The 20,473-nt window shown below is 44.3% G+C and carries 12 protein-coding genes; 5 read left to right on the forward strand and 7 right to left on the reverse strand.

Annotated elements, in window-relative coordinates; translation table 11 throughout:
- Positions 1 to 207 precede the first annotated feature (207 nt).
- The 3 genes from kbl (at position 208) to ACNURT_RS04655 (ending at position 5,763) form a co-directional block, all read left to right on the forward strand.
- Complete coding sequence (gene kbl, locus ACNURT_RS04645) at positions 208 to 1,395, forward strand: glycine C-acetyltransferase (RefSeq protein WP_419700744.1); 1,188 nt, start codon at positions 208 to 210, stop codon at positions 1,393 to 1,395.
- Between the two features lie 679 nt (positions 1,396 to 2,074).
- The gene (locus ACNURT_RS04650) at positions 2,075 to 3,352 is read left to right on the forward strand and encodes a glycoside hydrolase family 71/99-like protein (RefSeq protein WP_419700745.1); all 1,278 of its coding nucleotides are present in this window, start codon (positions 2,075 to 2,077) and stop codon (positions 3,350 to 3,352) included.
- Positions 3,353 to 3,498: 146 nt separating this feature from the next.
- On the forward strand, positions 3,499 to 5,763 hold the full coding sequence (locus tag ACNURT_RS04655; protein ID WP_419700746.1) for a glycoside hydrolase family 3 N-terminal domain-containing protein: 2,265 nt from the start codon (positions 3,499 to 3,501) through the stop codon (positions 5,761 to 5,763).
- Between the two features lie 280 nt (positions 5,764 to 6,043).
- Here ACNURT_RS04655 and ACNURT_RS04660 read toward each other — a convergent pair whose 3' ends face one another.
- The 6 genes from ACNURT_RS04660 to ACNURT_RS04685 form a co-directional block, all read right to left on the reverse strand.
- A complete protein-coding gene (locus ACNURT_RS04660; RefSeq protein WP_419700747.1) occupies positions 6,044 to 7,279 on the reverse strand; it encodes a glycoside hydrolase family 71/99-like protein in 1,236 nt (411 codons plus the stop codon).
- Between the two features lie 112 nt (positions 7,280 to 7,391).
- Positions 7,392 to 8,387, reverse strand: a complete 996-nt coding sequence (locus ACNURT_RS04665) for a family 43 glycosylhydrolase (protein ID WP_419700748.1) — start codon at positions 8,385 to 8,387, stop codon at positions 7,392 to 7,394.
- A gap of 89 nt (positions 8,388 to 8,476) precedes the next feature.
- The gene (locus ACNURT_RS04670; protein ID WP_419700749.1) at positions 8,477 to 9,118 is read right to left on the reverse strand and encodes a hypothetical protein; all 642 of its coding nucleotides are present in this window, start codon (positions 9,116 to 9,118) and stop codon (positions 8,477 to 8,479) included.
- A gap of 21 nt (positions 9,119 to 9,139) precedes the next feature.
- Positions 9,140 to 9,844, reverse strand: a complete 705-nt coding sequence (locus ACNURT_RS04675) for a DUF3823 domain-containing protein (protein ID WP_419700750.1) — start codon at positions 9,842 to 9,844, stop codon at positions 9,140 to 9,142.
- An 18-nt stretch (positions 9,845 to 9,862) separates the two neighbouring features.
- Positions 9,863 to 11,680 (reverse strand): RagB/SusD family nutrient uptake outer membrane protein, encoded by a 1,818-nt coding sequence (locus ACNURT_RS04680; protein ID WP_419700751.1) that lies wholly within the window; start codon positions 11,678 to 11,680, stop codon positions 9,863 to 9,865.
- Between the two features lie 60 nt (positions 11,681 to 11,740).
- The gene (locus ACNURT_RS04685; protein WP_419700752.1) at positions 11,741 to 14,881 is read right to left on the reverse strand and encodes a SusC/RagA family TonB-linked outer membrane protein; all 3,141 of its coding nucleotides are present in this window, start codon (positions 14,879 to 14,881) and stop codon (positions 11,741 to 11,743) included.
- Positions 14,882 to 15,532: 651 nt separating this feature from the next.
- Between ACNURT_RS04685 and ACNURT_RS04690 the strand changes: the two genes are divergently transcribed.
- Positions 15,533 to 16,897: an alkaline phosphatase family protein gene (locus ACNURT_RS04690; protein WP_419700753.1), complete on the forward strand. Its 1,365-nt coding sequence runs from the start codon at positions 15,533 to 15,535 to the stop codon at positions 16,895 to 16,897.
- A gap of 123 nt (positions 16,898 to 17,020) precedes the next feature.
- Entirely contained in the window at positions 17,021 to 18,826 is a 1,806-nt protein-coding gene (locus ACNURT_RS04695; RefSeq protein WP_419700754.1) for a cytochrome-c peroxidase, read from the forward strand.
- Here ACNURT_RS04695 and ACNURT_RS04700 read toward each other — a convergent pair.
- Entirely contained in the window at positions 18,823 to 20,436 is a 1,614-nt protein-coding gene (locus ACNURT_RS04700; protein ID WP_419700755.1) for a rhomboid family intramembrane serine protease, read from the reverse strand. The genes ACNURT_RS04695 and ACNURT_RS04700 overlap by 4 nt on opposite strands.
- Between the last annotated feature and the right edge of the window lie 37 nt (positions 20,437 to 20,473).

Below are 20,473 nucleotides of genomic sequence, written 5' to 3' on the forward strand. Positions count from 1 at the left end.
GGAAACCCCCTCTATGCGCGAAGCGGAGAGAGGGGTGACGAGCGAAGCGATGTCGGGGTGAGTCGAATCGGCGTTTGATGACATTAAATATGGAAGTAAAAGATCGATGTTCGATATCCAAAATTTCAGAATTCGATATTATTTCTTCTTTCAGTTCCCTCCCCACGGAGGAATGTTTAATTTTGCCCTCTCTAAAACAGTACAGATATGTATAATACACTAAAACCGGTTTTACAGCAGGAGCTTGCCGACATTGAAAATGCAGGGTTATATAAAAAAGAACGCGTCATAACCTCGGCACAGGGTGCTGATATTACCGTTCAGGGTGGTCAGGAAGTGATCAACTTTTGTGCTAACAATTACCTCGGCCTGTCGGGCAATCCCAAAGTGGTACAAGCCGCAAAAAACGTGATGGATACCCACGGCTATGGCTTATCATCCGTACGTTTTATTTGCGGTACACAGGATATCCACAAACAGCTGGAAGCTAAAATATCGGAGTTTTTAGGTACCGAAGATACTATATTATACGCCGCGGCATTTGATGCCAACGGCGGTGTTTTTGAACCCCTGTTTAATGAGCAGGATGCCATTATATCCGACGAGCTGAATCATGCCTCTATCATCGACGGCGTGCGTTTATGCAAGGCGCAGCGGCAGCGTTACAAACATGATGATATGGCCGACCTGGAAGAAAAACTGAAAGCCACCAAAGATCTGCGTCACCGCATCATCGTAACCGACGGCGCCTTCAGCATGGATGGAACCATTGCCCAGCTGGATAAAATTTGCGCGCTGGCCGAGCAATATAATGCCCTGGTGATGATCGACGAAAGCCATTGCTCGGGCTTTATGGGTAAAACCGGCAGAGGTACGCATGAGCATCATAATGTAATGGGCCAGATAGATATTATTACCGGCACTTTAGGCAAAGCCCTGGGTGGTGCATCGGGTGGTTTTACATCGGGCCGTAAAGAAATTATTGATATGCTGCGCCAGCGCTCGCGCCCGTATTTGTTCTCCAATACCCTGGCACCTGCCATTACCGGCGCTTCCATAGCGGTGCTGGATATGCTGAGCGAAACCACCGTCCTGCGCGACAAGCTGGAAAGCAACACCCAATACTTCCGCCAAAAAATGACCGAAGCCGGTTTTGACATTAAACCCGGAGTGCATCCCATTGTACCGGTGATGCTGTATGATGCCAAGCTGGCCCAGGAGTTCGCAGCCAAAATGCTCGACGAAGGTATTTATGTGATCGGTTTTTACTACCCGGTAGTACCACAAGGCAAGGCCCGCATCAGGGTACAAATATCAGCCGCCCACGATACTCATCACCTGGACAAGGCCATTGCCGCGTTTACCAAGGTGGGTAAAGAACTTGGGGTGATTTAGCCCCCTAACCCCCTAAAGGGGGAATGATATGCAGCAAGGTATAGCATTCCGCCTGCGGTGGAAATAGAAAAAAAATTAATAAAGACGTCATTGCGAGGTACGAAGCAATCTCTATGCTATACAGGGCGTCCCTGCTAATTGGGGATTGCTTCGTACCTACCCATGACATGTGGAGCTAAACTTTTCAAATCCCCTCTTTCCGCCGCAGGCGAAGAGAGGGGGGCCAGCGAAGCGCAGACCGGGTCGTTTCTGCGCCTTGCGATTTTTATTACTCATGAAAAATTCCTATATTGTATAAAACCAACAGCCCGGCTTCCCGAAAACAGGAAGCCGGGCTGTTGGTTTAAAGGGAAATAAGTTCCAAAAATAGACTGTTTTTAATTAGTTAATTGGCTCCTAATTATTTAATACTTTTTAAAGTTTTAAAAACTGCTCAAAACCGGATTGAAATTTGTTAAAAAGTGTTAAAATCGATGGTTTTGAACTGGTTTTTGAATGTTTTTAACCCCTTTTTTGGCAGAAAAGTGTTAAAATTTAAAGTTTAAAAAGTTTTCCCGAAGGGTGTATCAAAACGCCGGATCATTTTATTTGTTAAACCATTTTTTCAATTAATGATTTTTTAAGAATTAATTAAGCGCCGATCACAAATTTGGGTTTTATAACCTTTTATAATAAACCCATGTTTAATTCTTTCAAATCTCAATTCATATTACTGGCGTGGCTGCTGACCACCGGTACCCTGGTTTACGGCCAAAGCAGGCATAGTAAAACCTCGGCATTTACCAGTTATAAAGGCCTGGTGATGGCCGGCTACCAGGGTTGGTTCAATGCCCCCGATGATGGCGGTGGCCGCGGTTGGAACCATTATACCTCGCACGGAAAATTTGAACCCGGCCACACCAATATTGATATATGGCCCGATGTGAGCGAATACAAAAAAACCTATAAAACGCCCTTTAAACATGCCGACAGCAGCTTTGCCTATCTATATAGCTCGCATGATGCATCCTCAACCGAAACCCACTTTAAATGGATGCAGCAATACGGTATCGATGGGGTATTTGTACAGCGTTTTATAGGCGATGTGCAAAGAGGGCGCGGCAAGGCCCATAACGATGTGGTGCTGGGCAATGTACTTAAATATGCTCAGAAATATAACAGGGCTGTATCGGTAATGTATGATCTTTCGGGTATGCAGGCCGGTGGCGATTCCCTGGTGATCAAGGACTGGAAGCACCTGGTCGACAGCCTGAAATTAACCAACCGGGGGAACAAGCAAACCTACCTGTACCATAACGGTAAACCACTGGTGGCTGTATGGGGTATTGGCTTTAACGATCATCGCCGGTACGGTTTAACTGAAGCCGAAAAGATCATCGATTTTTTGAAAAATGATCCGGTTTATGGCGGTTGTTCGGTTCTGCTGGGTGTACCTACCTACTGGTGCGATTTTGGAAATGATACCGAAAAAGACCCGCATTTGCACGATGTACTGCGCAAGGCCGATATTATACATCCCTGGTTTGTGGGCCGATATAACGAGACATCGTACCCGCAATTCAAACACCGTCTTGCCGAGGATATGGCCTGGTGCAAAGCCAACAAACTGGATTATGTACCCGTAGTTTTTCCGGGGTTTAGTTGGCATAATATGAATCCGCGCAGTCCGCAAAATCAGATCCCGCGCAACCGGGGGCAGTTTTACTGGAAACAGATCACCGGAGCCATATCCAGCGGCGCCGAGATGCTGTACGTAGCCATGTTTGATGAGGTTGATGAAGGTACGGCCATACTCAAAGCGTCAAAGAATCCGCCGGTGGGGCTAAGTAATTTTGTGAAGTATGAGGATGATATTCCCAACGATTATTACCTGTATTTAACCGGCTATGCAGGCAAAATGCTCCGGAAACAGATACCGCTTCAGGATAGTATACCACTACCCAATAGGAAAAAATAGTGAAAAAAGTAGTCCATATATGTCGATATGCATCAACTGTTAATGTTTTATTAATCTGTTATTATTTGCGGCGCATAGCTTAGCTCCCGGTAGGTAATTCATCCGAATTGCTGATACAAATATTTAAATCGATAACCGTACATTTTATGAAGAAAAAGTATGCCGGTGCGCTGGCTATTTTAATAACGGCGTTTTGCTCTTTTGAGGCGCCTAAACCACCTGTTAAATATCCTTATCAAAATGCCGCTTTACCTGTTGAAAAACGGGTAGCCGATCTGCTAAGCCGTATGACAGTTGCCGAAAAAATAAAACAGCTGGATATGTATAGCGGTCATGAAGTGGCTAATATGAAAGGCCATGAATCGGTTTCGTACTCAGACAGTGCCCGCATCAACATAGGCACCGAAGGCATTGGTTCGGTGCATGACCTTTATCCATTAACCAGCGATATCAGCAATCAGATACAACGCTATGTGGTTGAGCATACTCGGCTGGGGATCCCGGTGTTATTTATTGAAGAGGGTTTGCATGGTTACTCGGGTTTGGGAAGTACTACCTTCCCTATTCCTTTGGCATTGGCCGGGGCCTGGGATACTACCCTGGTGCACCAGGCAGGGCATATCATTGCTACCGAAATGCGTGCGCATGGTGTGGCTATGGTTTTGGGACCGGTGCTTTGCCTGCCGCGCGACCCGCGCTGGGGCCGTGTAGAAGAAACTTACGGAGAAGATCCTTATCTGGCAGCAGCCAATGGTGTTGCCATGGTAAAGGGCTTACAGGGTAATAAAGTAAGTGATCCGGATGCTGTACTGGCCGAACCCAAACATTTTGCCGTACACGGTATACCCGAGGCGGGCAGCAATACAGCACCGGTAAATATGGGCGAACGTGAGGCCCGTTCATCATTTTTGTATGTATTTGAAAAAGCCATCAAAGAAGGCGGTGCCCTGGGAATGATGGCTGCTTATAGCGAGCTTGATGGCATTCCCTGTGTGGATAATAAATGGTTATTGAAAGATGTGCTGCGTAAGGAGTGGGGATTTAAGGGCTTTGTGCTGTCAGATCTGGGGGCTATCAAAATGTCGATGGTTAATCACAAAGTAGCAGCCAATACCGCTGATGCGATGGAGCAAACGCTTACTGCCGGGCTGGATATGCAGTTTTATGATTTTCCGCATGCGGAGTTGATGAGCGCCATCAAAAAAGCATTGGCTACCAAACAATTAAGCATGAACGAGCTTGACCGGGCCGTTGGCGATGTACTGCGGGTTAAATTTATGCTGGGTCTGTTTGATCATCCTTATGTTGATGAAAGCCTCATTAAAAAAGTGTTTCATACCGAGGCGAGCCATGCTGTAGCGCTTAAAGCAGCCCAGGAAGGTATCAGCTTATTAAAAAACGATAACGCGCTGTTGCCGCTTAATTCCAATACACATTCGGTTGCTGTCATTGGTCCTCTGGCGACCAGTACTTACCTGGGCGGTTATGCCAATACCGGTGGCAAGGGCGTAGCTATACTGGAAGCCCTGAAGCAGAAAGCCGGCAGTGATATGAAAATTGAGTATGAAGCTGGTTATTCTACCAAGGATACCTCAGCAGTAAAGCAAAGTGAAGAATTACAAAAGGCTGTCGACCTGGTGAACAACTCCGATGTAGCCGTGGTTGTATTGGGCGAAGATATTGGTGAAGTTGGCGAAGGAAAAGATAGATCAAATCTTGATCTTAACGCCAGGCAAACCCGCTTGATTGGGGCTCTTCAAAAAACCGGTAAACCTATTGCTGTGGTGCTCTTTAATGGCAGACCGTTGTGCATCAACTTTGTGGCTAAAAAAATACCGGCCATTGTAGAGTCATGGTTCCTGGGCGAAGCCGGGGGATCGGCCATTGCCGATATATTACTCGGGAAAGTCAATCCATCGGGTAAATTACCAATGACCTTTCCGCGGTCGACCGGGCAGATACCTTATTATTACGATCATAAACCTACCTCAAGGCACGTATATGTAGATCAGGATACCTCGGCCCTGTTCCCGTTTGGACATGGTTTGAGCTATACCACATTCGCGTATTCAGGCTTAAATGTTAGCCAGAAAAGTATACCGGTTAATGGTTCGGTGAATATCAATGTCACTGTAAAGAATACCGGGAAGGTAGCGGGTACAGAAGTGGTGCAATTGTATATCCGGGATGTAATTTCAAGCGTTACCACGCCGGTAAAATCATTAAAGGGCTTCAGTCGCATCAGCCTGAAACCGGGCGAAAGCGGCAAGGTTCAGTTTAAATTGAGTACAGAAGAATTAAAAGTTTGGAACCGCGAGATGAAACATATTGTGGAGCCCGGCGAGTTTAAGATCATGATAGGTTCATCGTCAGAAGATATCAGGCTGCGGGGCAGCTTTTGGGTAAAATAATTGTTAGATGTGCAGATATGCTGATTTCAGATATGCAGATGAGTTGAAAAGTATTCTGGAGTAGGTTGTTAGATGTGCGGATGTGCAAATTTCAGATATGCAGATGATTTGAAAAGTATTCTGGAGTAAGTAAACTTATCCGGGATTTAGTTGATGTTACCAGTATTATGGTGACGCGTATGCCCGGGGTGAGAGCCGGGCATATTTGTGTCTCCCTTTATATACAACAAAGCCCAGCTGTATTAACAGCAGGGGCTCTTATTGAAAGGTTAATATGAGCTTAAGGCTTAGGTACAGTCGGCCTTACCGTGGTCAAAGCTATCTGTCCTTTGAACATTTTAGCGCCATCGCCAGTTAGTCTCAGGTAATAATCGGAGGAGCAAGGGGTGCCATCTTCATCCAATGATTTAAAACCTGATCCTGCCGGTACAAAAGCCTGGGTTTCCGCTGTCTTGGCGATTTGGTTGCTTTCATTATATTCATCAAACATAGAGATGTAAATGCCTTGCGCGCCGGCCCTTTTCATATTGTAAAACTGTCGCCACATGAAATCGCCGTGGGCCCGTTGTTGCGCGCTTAAATCGCCGGGTAAAACACAAGGCTGGTAATCAATGCCATTAGTCTTGCAATAAGCCTCGTCGGGCACATTGATGGTATTGTAAAAATTGTCTGATTCAATAACATTGCTTATTCGACCCACCATCCAGGGAGATAGCATATCAAATGCCTTGTAAGTAGCCAGGAAGCCAGGGCGGGAGTCGCTTTCCTCTTTACGCCAATGCGTTGGTACACCGCCGATAACATAACAGCCTTTGCTCTTAAACCAGTTAATCACAGCCAGGCAGGACGCAGCTGAGAAATTATGATTATCATCATTAAAGCCAAAGCCCCAGATACACACCACGGGCTTACCATTTTGTTTGGCATAAGCCGGCGAGGATGTATAGACCGACATTTTATTGGTCCAGTCGGTTTCCATTTCAGTGGCCATATTTGTCCAGCCGCTTACATCGTACATAATGTAAAATTTAACGCCATTTTTTTCGGCAGCGGTCTTTACTTTGGCCGCCATAGCATCACGTACAGGGCCTTCTATGCCGCTGGGGTTAAAACGTTGTAAAGCGGCCCCATCAATACCATAATCCTTCATCCACTTAAACTGTACATCCACAGTTTGATCGGTATAGGACGAAAATACACGCGCTTCGCTGCCATTGTTCAAATTAGCAAAGTCGGTTTTAAACGTGGTTGTGTAATCACGTACATCGGGCCAGGCATATATGGCCTTGTTGGTTGGCGAGGGTGCTTTTGCCCAATCGTTCGACCAATGCCAAAACATGTTGATGGGTGATCCATCACCAATAGCAGCAAACCAGCCCTGGTAACCCACCACAACTTTACCCACCACATCACCAACAGGCGAAGGGGTAACATCGACAGGGGTAGTTGGCGGAGGAACCACTACTGGAGGTGGCGGAGCGCTGTTATCGGTTGTTTTTTTGGAGCAGCTGCTCATGGAGCAAGTGCTGATTGCGGCCAATAAGACTATTAAACTTAAAGTGCCGGATTTATGCTTTCTCATCATTTGGGGTTTAATTGAGGTAGAATGGTAGGGTTGGATTAACAGGTTACTTTTTGATGCCTTCGGTCGGGATCACTTTTTTTATAGTACCATCGGCGTTATAATAAAGCTTATCTACACAAACAGATCTTTCCCAGTCCTGGTGCGAGATAGCGCTGGTATGGTAAAAGGAATACCACTGGTCTTTGTATTGTACAATAGAACCATGATTGGTATAGCTATCGGTTGGGTCCATATAAATGCCTTGTGACTTCCATGGGCCGAGCGGACTGTTACCGGTGGCATAACGCATTTGGTTGTGCTTACCAGCTACGTCGTGGTTGTCTGAGTAGGACAGATAATAAATGCCGTTGCGTTTATGTACCCAGCTGGCTTCATGAAAATCTTCCAGCCCTTCCATCGGTTTCATTTCGCCGTCTATCTCCATCATGTTGCTTTTTAGCTTACCGCCTTCGCATTTGCCGCCGCCGCCGTAGTAGAAGTATGCCTGACCGTCATCATCGACAAAAACGCAGGGATCTATCATGGATTTTAAACCCTTGATGTAACCCTGCACGGTAAAGCCGCTTGCCGGGCTTTTGCTGGTAGCTACGCCAATTTTCCAGCTGTCGTTCCATTTGGAATCACTGGGATGGGGAAAATAGAAGTAATAAGTTCCGTTTTTGTAAGCACAATCAGGAGCCCACATAAAGCCGCCTTCAGGGCGGCCCCATGATACCTGGCTGGCACGCAATATTTCGCCATGGTCTTTCCAGTGTATCATATCATCGGTCGAAAAAACATGGTACTGATCCATCAGATCGCAGCCACGTGATGGCGAAATATCATGCGAAGCATAAACATACAAACGGCCATCTTTCCAGACATGGGCAGATGGATCAGCAGTGTACATAGATCTGATGAAGGGGTTACCTAAAGCGGTGTCGGCTTTGTTTTGGGCTAAAACCGGTGTTACGGATAACACACCTAAACCAATGGCCCACACCAATGATCGGAGTCTGCTTTTTCGCGTTGAGTTATTTATTATATTCTTTATAATCATGGTTATACAGTTTCTTTTTTTAGAAGACAGGAAGATTTTTTCTTCCTGTCTTACTTAGTTTAAAAATTAAGGTATAGGTTGTTTTAAGTTTATTTTTTTGCCCGGAACCGCAAGTAATCTATACCAGTAACCAATTCCGGGTGATCTTTACTGGTGGTAGAAAAGAAGATACGGAAGTGGTTGATGGCAGAATAATCTGCCCCACCATCGCCTGTTTTAATAGATTTACTAAAGTCGAGCACTACATCGTTCCAGCCGCTTTTTAAGGTAGCAGCTAATGGCGCTACATCCCAGGCCGACTCATGATCGTCAGATTTGCCTGAACTGGTAATCTCAATAGAGCCATCTTTGATAATAGTAGGATCTGATATAAAGAACCAAAATCTGAACTGGCCATTAGCCTCGGTCAGTTTGGTATCAACCGGTGTCGATGTATCCTTGATGAACTGCATGAAATCTGAACCATTGGCAATGGAATTTTTGATATAGCCTGCACCCTCTTTTTGGCCCGTTGTTGTAATGTTAACGCTGCCCACAGTTTGCCATCCATCAGCTTTATCGGTATTGTCAAATACCACTAATGATGGGTCTGGAGGAGGTACTGTTGTTGTGTCAACGGGAGGCGGTTTAAGTCCCGCGATATCCCGCGAGGTATATTTTTCTTTTTTACAACCGGCAATTAGGCCTATGATCAGGATGGAGCATACCATCGTTGTTTTTATGAATTTCATTTCCTGTTTGTTTAGGTTAAATTATTTAGGAACATCTATCTGCACTATTTCCGAAAAATTAGAGCTGTTGAAGCTGTCGCTCAGGCGAACCCCCACCCGCACAAAAAATGTACGGCCCGGCAACAGGTTGGGTACAGTTAAGGTTATCGATTTTTCAGCAGCGCTCAGATCAGTAAAGTTTTTGTTGATAGTTACCGCGTTTACATCCGAAAAATCCCTGATAGAAGCCCCTGCACCCACCAGCTTGGTGGTGTTAACGTAAGGCTGCGTATCCTTAATAGTTGGCATACCCGCAGCAATAGGCGCGGTAATATCATACTTGATGGTTAAGGTTGTACCACTTAAGCTGGTAGTCAGGTTTTTGATAACGATATAAGGGGTAACCGTAAAATCATGCTTGGTACCTTTATCAATATTTACTACTATAGTATCGGTTACCGGCCAGAAAGCGCCGTTGGTAGGGACCACTTTATAGGCGCTTTTAAACAGCTTGGTGTCTTCAAACGTACCATCAAATTTACTGGGGATGGTTTGCGGGGTTGTCCATCCGATCTGCTGCAGTTTGATCTGTGTACTGCCGCCCGATGTTTGTAGGTTACCGCCTGCGGATGAAAGTATATTGCCCTGAAAGGAGGCGTTGGGTCCATCATAGTTATCTGTTTTTGTACAGGCAGAGATGGTAAGAATAGCTGCGACCACTAAAAAATTGCTGATTAGCTTTTTCATATTTAAAATTTTTAATACTTAATAGTTAGGGTTATTAGGAAGCAGGTTAGGGTTTTTGCCAATCTCGCCGCCGGGGATCCCTTCATAATAAAATTGTTTCTGGAAGGTGTATTCGCGGTTAAACAGCTCAGGTTCGGCCAGGAAAATGTATTTGTTTTCGTTGAAAACATAATAGGGCATCAGGCCTTTAAAGTGCGTGCGGTCAAGCACCACATCGGCAGTGCGCCATCTCTTCAGATCCCAGTAATATTGGTTTTCAAAGGCAAGCTCCATGCGGCGTTCGTTGCGCACTTTAGTAAGATCAATGGATGAGTAAAGTGTAGCACCGGCCCGTGTCCTAAGCTGATTAATGGAGCTTAACGCGTCAGATGCATTGCCTAATTCTATAGCGGCTTCGGCACGGTTAAGCAAGATCTCACCATAGCGGAGATCAATCCAGGGTTGCTCGCTTCTGTTCAGATCAACCGCTGCCTGGGGTTTGTTATAATCAACATATTTGCGCACATAAAAGCCGGTGCGGGTTAATTCATCGCCGCCGGTCCAGGGGCCGGTAAAGCCAATTATCTGCCTGCCCTGGTAAAGGGTTTTAGTATCGCCTGCAAGTACGTATGAGCGAGAGTTGGGCTGCTTGGCCACTTCTGCCGCAGCTGTTCCGCTAAAAGATGGATATATACCTCTTTGCATATCAAAGGTAAGTCCTCTTAAGGTAGCACCCGGGAAATAAACAGTAGCTATTAAACGGGGTTCGAGCCCCTGCATCAGGTCGGCACGATTGGTGAAACGTTTGGGTGTACCATCGTCATTGGTTACCGGGAGGTTTCCCCAAAGCTGCACCAGATCAAGAGTTGGATATGAACGGGATAGCGCGTTTGCGGTCATATAACGGGGCGACATGGTTGCATCCCAGCTATGAGCGGTATGGTTGGCAATAGAGTATTGTTTGATGAAGATATTCTCCGGGCTCCCGCTTTTCAGGAACAGATCAACATAGTTCTGTACTTTGTCTGAATTGGCATTATAAAGCGAATAATGGCCTTCTAATGCTTTGGCTGCATCATAGGCAGCCTGGAAATATTTGGTTGCCTGATCCGCCGGTATCCCAACCAATCCAGCTGCACGGGCGGGGCCATCAACAAAATTTACAGAACCGTATTTGGCTATACACGCAGCATAAAGCATCGCCCTTGATTTTAGGGCGATCGCCGCATATTTGTTGGCCCTGCCTGCATCGCTGGCTTCGGGCATCATCTGGTAGCCCAGATCAAGTTCCGACCCAATAAAATCCCAGGTTTCCTGTTCCTTATTACGATGTACCTGAAGGGTTGATAACGGAGCCGCGGGATCCTGTGGTTCCTTGATAAGCGGCACCCCTCCATAACGTTTGGCGAGGCCAAAATAATAGTAGGCCCTTAAAAAATGAGCCTCACCTAAAAGCGCGTTTACCGTTGGCTGGGTTAATGTAGCAACGTGTTTGGGTAGTTCGGCTATCAGGATGTTTACATTCCGGATATCGCCATAAGGCCAGTATCCAAAACCACCGGCAATGTCTACACCGCCCCAGGGCCCAACTTCTTCGCCTGTTACTCCGGCCGAATTATAAAAATTCTCCCAATCGTTACCTCCGGTTTTAAAACCCTGATCTGGCCGGTATTTGAAATCCTCAATAGGTAAATTTTGATATATGGTCGCTAAAAACGACTTAACACCTGCTTCACTGCTATATATTACATCGGGCGTAAATATATTGGTTGGCGGGATATTCAACTTCTGACAGGAAGTTACCGATGCTCCAACGGTGATAGAGATGGCTATGATTAATTTGTTTATACTTTTCATGTGTCAATAGTTATTCGTTAATAATTTGCTTTTAAAGGCACTCATGAGGTGCTGCGCAGTTTAAAAGGAAACGTTAGCACCCAGATTAAAGGTCCTGTTCATAGGGTAGGTATATCCGCCCAGGGCTACACCAAAATCTCCATTGTCTCTTGGGTTTGGCCCCTGGTGCTCCGGATCGTAGTTCTTTAAGCCGGTAAAGGTTAACAGGTTATAACTGTTTACGTATACCCTGAGTTTCTTAACACCAATACTCTTTAAAAGAGTTGGGGGTAGCGAATACCCAAATTCCAATGATTTTACACGCAGGTAACTGGCGTTTTGTATAGCCTTGGTGCCCTGGGCATCTGGCGAGCCCATTGCCGGATAAAATCCCGGAACCCACACGGTATTGGGGTCAAAAACATTGGCATATGGATCTGTCGTATGCCAGCTGTTGAGGAAACGGGTAAGGGCGCTTCGGCCATACATGAGTGGTGATGCAAATTGCTCACCGTATTGAACATAAACACCGGCGGCACCCTGTAAAAGCATATTCATATCAAAGCCTTTATAGCTCAAGCCTATAGTAAGACCGTAGTTATACAGCGGAATATCTGTGGTTGCAATCGGGTGACTGTCTTTATCATCTATCACCCCATCATTGTTCCAGTCTTTGTAATAATAATCACCCGGAACAACGTTATTATTGCCTCCGCCGGTGTTTACACCATAATTGTATATCTGGTTATAGCTGGTGAATTGTCCTGCATATTCAGGACCCCACCAAACATTCTGATATCTGTTGGTTTGGTTTTCTTTCCAGTTTAAGTACTCGTTGCCCGATTTACCGCGAAGAACATTTAACGCTTTTAAGCGGGTGGTGCCTATGTTACCCGCGAGGTTTAAACCAACCTGACCAAATGTGGTACGGTACGCCAGGTTAAAGTCAAGACCCTGCACCCGGTCGCTGTTATAATTGATCTGTGGTACAGCCGCGCCTACTGTTCCTGGTAAGGCTACAGAAGGTTGAGCTGGTAATCCGGTCCTGTCGTTTCTGAATACCTCAATGGTACCGTCTATCTTACCGCCAAACAGGCTGAAATCCATCGCGATGTTTTTGATGGTATTCACTGACCAGGTTAAGCCGGGGTTGCCTAATTTAGGTGCGGAGCCGTTTACAGCGCTGGGGCCGAAGATATAAGTGTTTACCGGGTAAGTGTATCCATTAATATAATTGAATGCAGGTGCATTAGCCTCATCGCCGGTTTGGCCGTAAGAGGCTCTCAGCTTTAAATTGGTCAGGATATGTTCAGGAATCAGATTCCGGAAGAAGTTTTCCCTGGTTAAAACCCAGCCTACTGATCCGCCCGGGAAAAATCCCCATTGGTCTGACCCTGGCTGATACAGATTATTACCATCGCGGCGAAAGCTAAACTCGGCCAGGTACTTGCCTTTGTAATCATAATTAAAGCGGCCTATAATACTTTTATGTGCCCGGTCCTGCAACGCGCCGGCATCCATGCCGCCAGACATATTGGAGTTTTGTAAACCTCCAAACAAATAATCAACAGGGATCTCGATATCGCGGTAAGCATTAAAATTATCGGCAGTTTCATGGCTTTGCTCATAAGTAGCCATAGCTGTTACATGATGATCTGTAAAAAAGGTGCGGACATAGTTTAGTGTTACCTGGGCCAGGGTATTAAAGTGCGTATAATATGCCCGGGTTATACCTGCCGGTGAATTAACTACACTGGGTATATAGGTATCATTGGCAGCGCTGTAAGTATATAAAGAAAATGAACGTTTAATCTGGTTATTGTCGGCAGTGCCATAATCTATGTTGAATAGAGCTTTGGCGCTTAAGCCCTCTATGCCAGGTATATCATAAGTTAAATTTAACTGGCTGGTAATGTTTTTGTTCCTGAATCGTTTTGAACCCACTTTATCGGCATCTGTAATGATGGATGGGTTCATATTATCATCCATTACAGCGGGGTATAAGGGATTATCATTGGCATATATCTGGTGTGTGGGTATTTGGTTCCAGGTATATTTGTAAACGGTCCACTCATCGGTATAAGGCTGATTTTTTTCATCCATCCAGGCCGATGTTAACACCTGGGCTTTTAATCCTTTGGTGATGCTGGCAGTAACGTTTGAGCGAAAGTTATACTTGTTATAATTCAGATCGCCTGTTTTAAAAACACCGTCTTGTTTTTGATACCCAAAATTGAAGAAGTAGCTTATTTTATCGCTTCCGCCATCAATATTTAAATTGTGCTGTATCTGGTTTGCCGTTTTCTTGAAAACCAGGCTTGACCAGTCGGCCGATTTGCGTGTACCGTTTAAATACGGTTGGATATCGGCATAAGAAAATTGCGGCGTAACATTGGATATAAAATTATTAGCAAAATCGCGTTTAACTTTTTCATTGGTCAGCATCATGTAATCCACCGCACCAACCCCTTCCGGCATACCCAGAAATGTTTGTATCGCGTCGTTAACAGAATAATTAATATTGATCTTTCCGTTTTTCGAACCTTTTTTAGTAGTGATTAAAATAGCGCCACCGGCCGCCCGCATACCATATATAGATGCTGCCGCATCTTTCAGCACAGAAATACTCTCAATTTCGTTAGGATCCATTCTGCCTATAGTTGATTGGTCGCCTCCAATGATACCATCAATTACAATTAATGGAGCGGTTTGATAACCCCTGATATTTAAATTGTTAGCATATGAACCAGGCTCTGCGGTTTTTTGAACAATACGTATACCGGGAATCTTACCGGTTAGCATATTGATCACACTCTCGTTTTTAGTTGTGACGATCTCTTTGCTTTGCAGTGTAGCTATGGAACCGGTTATGGTAGCCCTTTTCTGTACACCGTAGCCCACAACCACTACCTCATCAAGACTCTTACTGGTGGTTTTTAAGGCTATGGTGCCGCCTTTAATATCTTTAACAGCCAGTTCTTGTGTTACATAACCCAGAAATGATAGCTGTAAAACGGCATCGGTGCTGGGAACGTTAAGCTGGAACTTTCCGCCCACATCGGTAATAACGCCTGTGGTTGTCCCTTTGATTTTTACACTCACCCCCGGAAGAGCAGACCCATCGGTTAAGTCAATTACTTTTCCGCTGATGGGGATCTGCTGGGCTAACAAACTAAGCGGGAAAAGAAAAAATAGAATAAGTGAGTATTTAAGTTTTTTCATACTGTTTCTCGTTAATGATTAAGTTTAAATTATTGGGTTACCTGGTTAAGGTAGTAGGTATAATGCGGCAGCACACCTACGGCGGGTATGGTTGATAGTGATTCATGGCTATATTGGTTAATGAGGTACACTAACTCGTTGCCGGTGGGTAGGCTAAAGCAGTGTGCAACTGGTTTATAATTGTATACAAAACAATAGCCGGCGATTAATAAAAGATAAATAATTGATTAATATGATGCCCATTTTGAATTTTTCCGCAATCGATTGTAGTTTTTTAATGAGCGGTCAAGTTTTTTATTACCTGCTGATTAATGAGTGTTACTGATATTAACAGGTGGGTGTTCAATTTAATTGATGAGATAATTATAACTGTAAATATTTGCCGGGGAAGCAGCAAAAAAGTTTGGCTAAAAGCTCCGCTGGGAGTAATCACCCATAAAAAGACTTTATTCAAAAGTGGGTTACATGTAAACCCACTTTTCTGGAGACTCCGAGGCGACAAGAGGTGAATTTGACAAAGTATTTCGGCAAAACATCGCTGAAGAGTATTTTATATTAACACAATGATTATCTTAAACTAATGTTCAATTGATGCTAACGGTGTTTTTTTGCGGGGAAGTTTTAACAAACATAAAACCCGCCATCTCCATTATGAAAAGCAACTCGCGCTATTTAAAAATCGGTGCATTATTAATTCCGGCCATTAGCATTGTGGCAATAAGCGCGGCCTTTATCAGCTGCAAAAACAAAAATAATCCTGCTCCGGCTATCGACAAGGTAGGCCACGTGGTAGTTATTTATTTAGAGAATCATAGCTTTGATAACCTGTACGGCCAGTTTTCGGGCGCTAACGGATTATCGGCAGCAGCAACTGCTAATGTTACCCAGGTTGATGCCAATGGAAACGCTTACACTTATTTGCCTCCTATATCCGGCACCAGCGCTTTTCCTACCAACTTACCAAATACCTATTTTAATATCGATCAATATATTCCTTCTGATCAGGAAACACCGGATGTGTTACACCGCTATTACCAGGAGCAAATGCAGATAGATGGTGGTAAAATGGACAAATTTGCCTTGTACAATACAACTGCCGGTTTGGCCATGGGTTTTTACAAAACCAGTTTATTGCCTTTGGTAGGTATGGCTCAAAAATACACTTTGTGCGATAACTTTTTTCACAGCGCTTTCGGAGGTTCATTTCTGAATCACCAGTGGCTTATTGCCGCGGCAAGCCCGGTATTTCCAAATGCACCGGCCAGCATGGTTGCTAAATTGGACGGCTCTGGTAATGTAATTACCGATGGTGCAGTTACACCTGATGGGTATGTGGTAAACACAAGCTATACAGTTAACGCGCCACACCCGGCAAGCGCTAAGCCCGAAACCCTGGTTCCTAATCAAACTATGCCAACCATTGGCGATAGGCTAAGTGACAAAAACATTTCATGGGCATGGTATTCAGGTGGCTGGGATAATGCTTTGGCAGGTAAACCCGACGCTACTTTCCAGTTCCATCATCAGCCATTTGCTTATTTTGCCAAGTATGCTGATGGTACACAAGCCAAAAAAGATCACCTGAAAGATGAAACGGCCTTTATTGACGCGGCCAAAAACGGCACCTTGCCAAGTGTTTCATTTGTAAAACCACTGGGTATTAATAATGAACATCCTGGTTATTCTGATGTGCAGAACGGCGAAAGCCATACCGTTGAACTGATCAACGATGTGCTAAACGGTCCCAATGGAAAAGACGCGGTAATTATTATTACCTATGACGAAAATGGTGGTTTCTGGGATCATGTGGCTCCGCCGGCAATTGATAAAAAGTGGGGACCAGGTACACGTGTGCCTACGTTGATCATTTCGCCATTTGCTAAAAAAGGATATGTAGATCACACACAATATGAAACGGTAAGTATATTATCGTTCATCGAAAAAAGATGGAACTTACAGCCATTGACCGACCGTGACAAAAACGCAAACCCAATGCTTAACGCGTTTGAGTTTTAGCATTCGGTTGAGTACAGCGATCCATAGAATAATATTAATCAGGGGACAGTTCGACGGAACTGCCCCTGTACTTTTTTATCAAAACCTGGTTTTGAAGGTAGTTTGCCATAGCCGTTATTATACATGAAGAAAGTTGTTTTTATAGGAGTGATACTCATGGCAATAATAGGTTATGCGCTTTTTTCAAAAGGCGAAGAGAAACCAACTCCGGCTAAAGCAATAGCACAGGTATTATTGACCGAGGTAGATGATCTTTCATCTTTTTTGAAAAATAAATTCCAGGCAGTCGCTGAAAGTGATTCGCCTAATGAAAAGCAATTACAGCAATTATTTTTACAGGCCAGGCTCCGGTATAAAAAAATAGAGTGGGCAGCCGAGTATTTTGATGCTGCCACCACCAGATCGGTAAACGGAGCGCCCGTACCAGAAGTGGAAATGAGCAGTGGACAGGTGTTTGAACCTGCGGGATTGCAGGTAATTGAAGGCTACTTATTTCCCCGGTATAACGCCACTAAACAAAAGGAATTGATAAAGCAACTTAAAACCTTGCAGTATGGCTGTAATAAATACAAAACTTATTTTAGTAATATTGATATTCTGGATGGGCAAGTGTTTGATGCTGCCCGATTGGAAGTGTTCCGGATATTAACATTAGGTATAGCCGGGTTTGATGATCCGCTAACCCAAAAAAGCATGGCCGAAAGCGCCGTAAGCCTGGAAAGCCTTAAAAACGTGCTGAATTATTATGCAGGTAATGATGAAGCTTCTAAAAAGCTGGCATCGCAAATTTCGACAGCTATTATATACCTGAAATCGCATACAGATTTTGATAGTTTTAACCGGGCCGAATTTATAACGCGATATGGTAATCCTATCAGTCGTAGTATTGCAAACGTTGAACGCCACCTAAACATTCATGTGATCAGGTACAATCGCCTGTTGCGTCAGGATGCCCAAACCCTTTTTGACGTCAATGCTTTCAATGTAAACGCTTATGCCCCCAATGCCGATGCGGCATCAACCGCGCAAAAGATAATGTTGGGAAAAATGCTGTTTTCTGATCCGGTATTATCGGGTACCGGAACAAGAAGCTGCCGCTCATGCCATCAACCCGAAAAAGCTTTTACCGACGGATTGATCAAAAACACCATACTCGGCAGTAAACAGCCGTTGAAAAGAAACACACCCACCTTATTAAACGCGAGCCTGCAGCCAGCGCAGTTTTATGATTTGCGTGCCACCACGCTGGAAGATCAGGTGAGCAATGTTGTGCATAACCCCGATGAAATGCATGGTTCAATGGTCATGGCTGCCAAACGATTGTGGCAAAACAAAACCTACAGGCAACTTTTTGCAGCAGCTTACCCAGTACAGAAACGTATGGGGATAGATACCCTTGAGGTGATGAATGCCATTGGGTCTTATGTACGCAGCCTTACGATGTTGAACAGTCGTTTTGACGCTTATATGCGCGGCGATAATACTGCCATGAACCCGGACGAACTGCATGGCTTTAACTTGTTTATGGGTAAGGCCAAGTGTGGTACCTGCCATTATATGCCCTTGTTTAACGGTAATCTCCCACCACGATTCATGAAAATGGAAAGCGAGGTGATCGGCGTGCCACAGTCAGCAACTGCGCATGTGATTGATGCCGACCTGGGTAGGTTTAATATAATGCAAACACCGTCATTTAAACATGCTTTTAAGGTAACTACGGTACGCAATGCATCACGTACGGCACCATATATGCATAACGGTGTATTCAAAACTCTTAATCAGGTGATGGATTTTTATAACAAAGGCGGTGGTACCGGCCTGGGTATAAAAATTGATAATCAAACCCTGCCCTTTGATAAACTGAACCTCAGCGCTAAAGAGAGTAGGGATATTATTGCGTTTATAAAGAGTTTGGATAGCAGGTATTAGACTTGTTCTGCTGTTTGCTCCGTATCAGGAGCTATTATTTCCTGTTTTATTTTTATCCGTTTTTTTCTGGGCGGTTTTGGTGCTGCTATAAAAAAATACAAGATATAACCCATAATCAATCCTGATATTAATCCACCAATATGTGCCGCGTTATCTGCATTGCCAAGCAGGCCGAACAGTAAATTAATCCCAACAAAAAAGAGGAAGCTAAGCAGAACACCCTTTTTATTTCCTTCACCAGTTTTATTCGTAGTTAGCAAGGCGATAGCAACTCCATACAATCCAAATATAGCTCCTGACGCGCCAATACTTACAATAGCCGGATGCCACCATATGCTTGCGAGGCTTGCCAGTAGGCCACATATAAAATAAGCTACGCCCATTTTAAAATTGCCCAGCACCGACTTTAAAAAAGCAGCCACCAATATTAAGCCAAACATATTCATTAACAGGTGCATTAGTCCGTCATGTAAAAACATGCAGGTAATAAGCCGCCACCATTCACCACTTTTTACAGCAGGACCGTAGCTGGCCCCCCATTTATACAGATCGGCTGTATCAAAAGATATAACACCCAGACCAGCGAAAACCATGATGATAAAGATGAGGACATTTACCCCGATTAATATGGTAATAATGCCGGTATCGGCCCATTTCATGCCTGCAAATGGTCTGAAAAATGCCGTTATGTCCGCCTGCCAGCTACGAGGGGTATATTTCTTTAGTTCGGCGCGATTGAGCTTGGGAATAGCTATCATAATGAGCCAAATACCAGCCCCTATTCCAAATGAGTAAAATATCCATTGCAATTTATCTCCGTTCCGGTCTTCAAAAGATGTTGTTTTAGCCTCCATAATAACCGGAGTATCCCCATTGTACATATTTGAGGCCTTAATGCCCGCTATGAATCCCCGTTGTTTACTGGTATAGCCAACACGATCAAGGTAGGTGAAGTAATTAAGGTTTTGATTTTTAAATTCCTCATTAACATCCTGAGCAAACTCTTTAGAATAGCTTTTCTTCTCTTCGACATTTAAGTTATTGCTGATGGTTTTGCTGTATTCTGTACCGAGCCAGGCCACAGGTATGCTGTTTTTACTAATGGAATCACTTAATATAGGGCAGGCAACGTCAATGAAAAAAGTAAGATGCTCGCTGCTTCTTCCACTCACCTCTGTACGGTAATGAACGGCGATATGTTTTTTATCTATAAAATGGTTTTTTAGATGATAGTACTTGGTTACGTGTGCTGTGTTGAGCTGACTAATATTTTGTAATGACGTTAATTCACCTGTTGCTGTGAGTAAGTACTCCTGGGTAGTTATAGTTGATACGAAGATGGCGCCAGCCGCCACAAAATAATACAAAAATGGAAGATTATCCTTTTTGGTTTTCAGGGAAAGCAGTTTAACGCGAGGACGTAACCATATCGCCACAGATAAAATGCTGAATCCGATAGGTAACCAAAAATTAATAAGCTCCTGGTTAAGTGGTAGCTGCTCTTTTATGATCAACAGCCAGTTTAAAAACGAATAAATACTGATGACAAGCAGGACGATAATTAAAAATGGCAGATAAATGAGTTTTAGTTTCGTTAAAAAATTAGCCATAGCTTAACTGTGAAAATTGGTTTTTGTTATTCTGAGG

The organism is Mucilaginibacter sp. NFX135 (assembly GCF_048565145.1).
In the GTDB taxonomy this organism is placed as follows: Bacteria; Bacteroidota; Bacteroidia; order Sphingobacteriales; family Sphingobacteriaceae; genus Mucilaginibacter.

Excerpts from the sequence above, each read along its gene's own strand:
- ACNURT_RS04670 (WP_419700749.1), bottom strand. The coding sequence starts at position 9,118 with ATGAAATTCATAAAAACAACGATGGTATGCTCCATCCTGATCATAGGC.
- ACNURT_RS04650 (WP_419700745.1), top strand. The coding sequence starts at position 2,075 with ATGTTTAATTCTTTCAAATCTCAATTCATATTACTGGCGTGGCTGCTG.
- ACNURT_RS04660 (WP_419700747.1), bottom strand. The coding sequence starts at position 7,279 with ATGAGCAGCTGCTCCAAAAAAACAACCGATAACAGCGCTCCGCCACCT.
- ACNURT_RS04665 (WP_419700748.1), bottom strand. The coding sequence starts at position 8,387 with ATGATTATAAAGAATATAATAAATAACTCAACGCGAAAAAGCAGACTC.
- ACNURT_RS04680 (WP_419700751.1), bottom strand. The coding sequence starts at position 11,680 with ATGAAAAGTATAAACAAATTAATCATAGCCATCTCTATCACCGTTGGA.
- ACNURT_RS04685 (WP_419700752.1), bottom strand. The coding sequence starts at position 14,881 with ATGAAAAAACTTAAATACTCACTTATTCTATTTTTTCTTTTCCCGCTT.
- ACNURT_RS04695 (WP_419700754.1), top strand. The coding sequence starts at position 17,021 with ATGAAGAAAGTTGTTTTTATAGGAGTGATACTCATGGCAATAATAGGT.
- ACNURT_RS04690 (WP_419700753.1), top strand. The coding sequence starts at position 15,533 with ATGAAAAGCAACTCGCGCTATTTAAAAATCGGTGCATTATTAATTCCG.
- kbl (WP_419700744.1), top strand. The coding sequence starts at position 208 with ATGTATAATACACTAAAACCGGTTTTACAGCAGGAGCTTGCCGACATT.
- ACNURT_RS04675 (WP_419700750.1), bottom strand. The coding sequence starts at position 9,844 with ATGAAAAAGCTAATCAGCAATTTTTTAGTGGTCGCAGCTATTCTTACC.
- ACNURT_RS04700 (WP_419700755.1), bottom strand. The coding sequence starts at position 20,436 with ATGGCTAATTTTTTAACGAAACTAAAACTCATTTATCTGCCATTTTTA.
- ACNURT_RS04655 (WP_419700746.1), top strand. The coding sequence starts at position 3,499 with ATGAAGAAAAAGTATGCCGGTGCGCTGGCTATTTTAATAACGGCGTTT.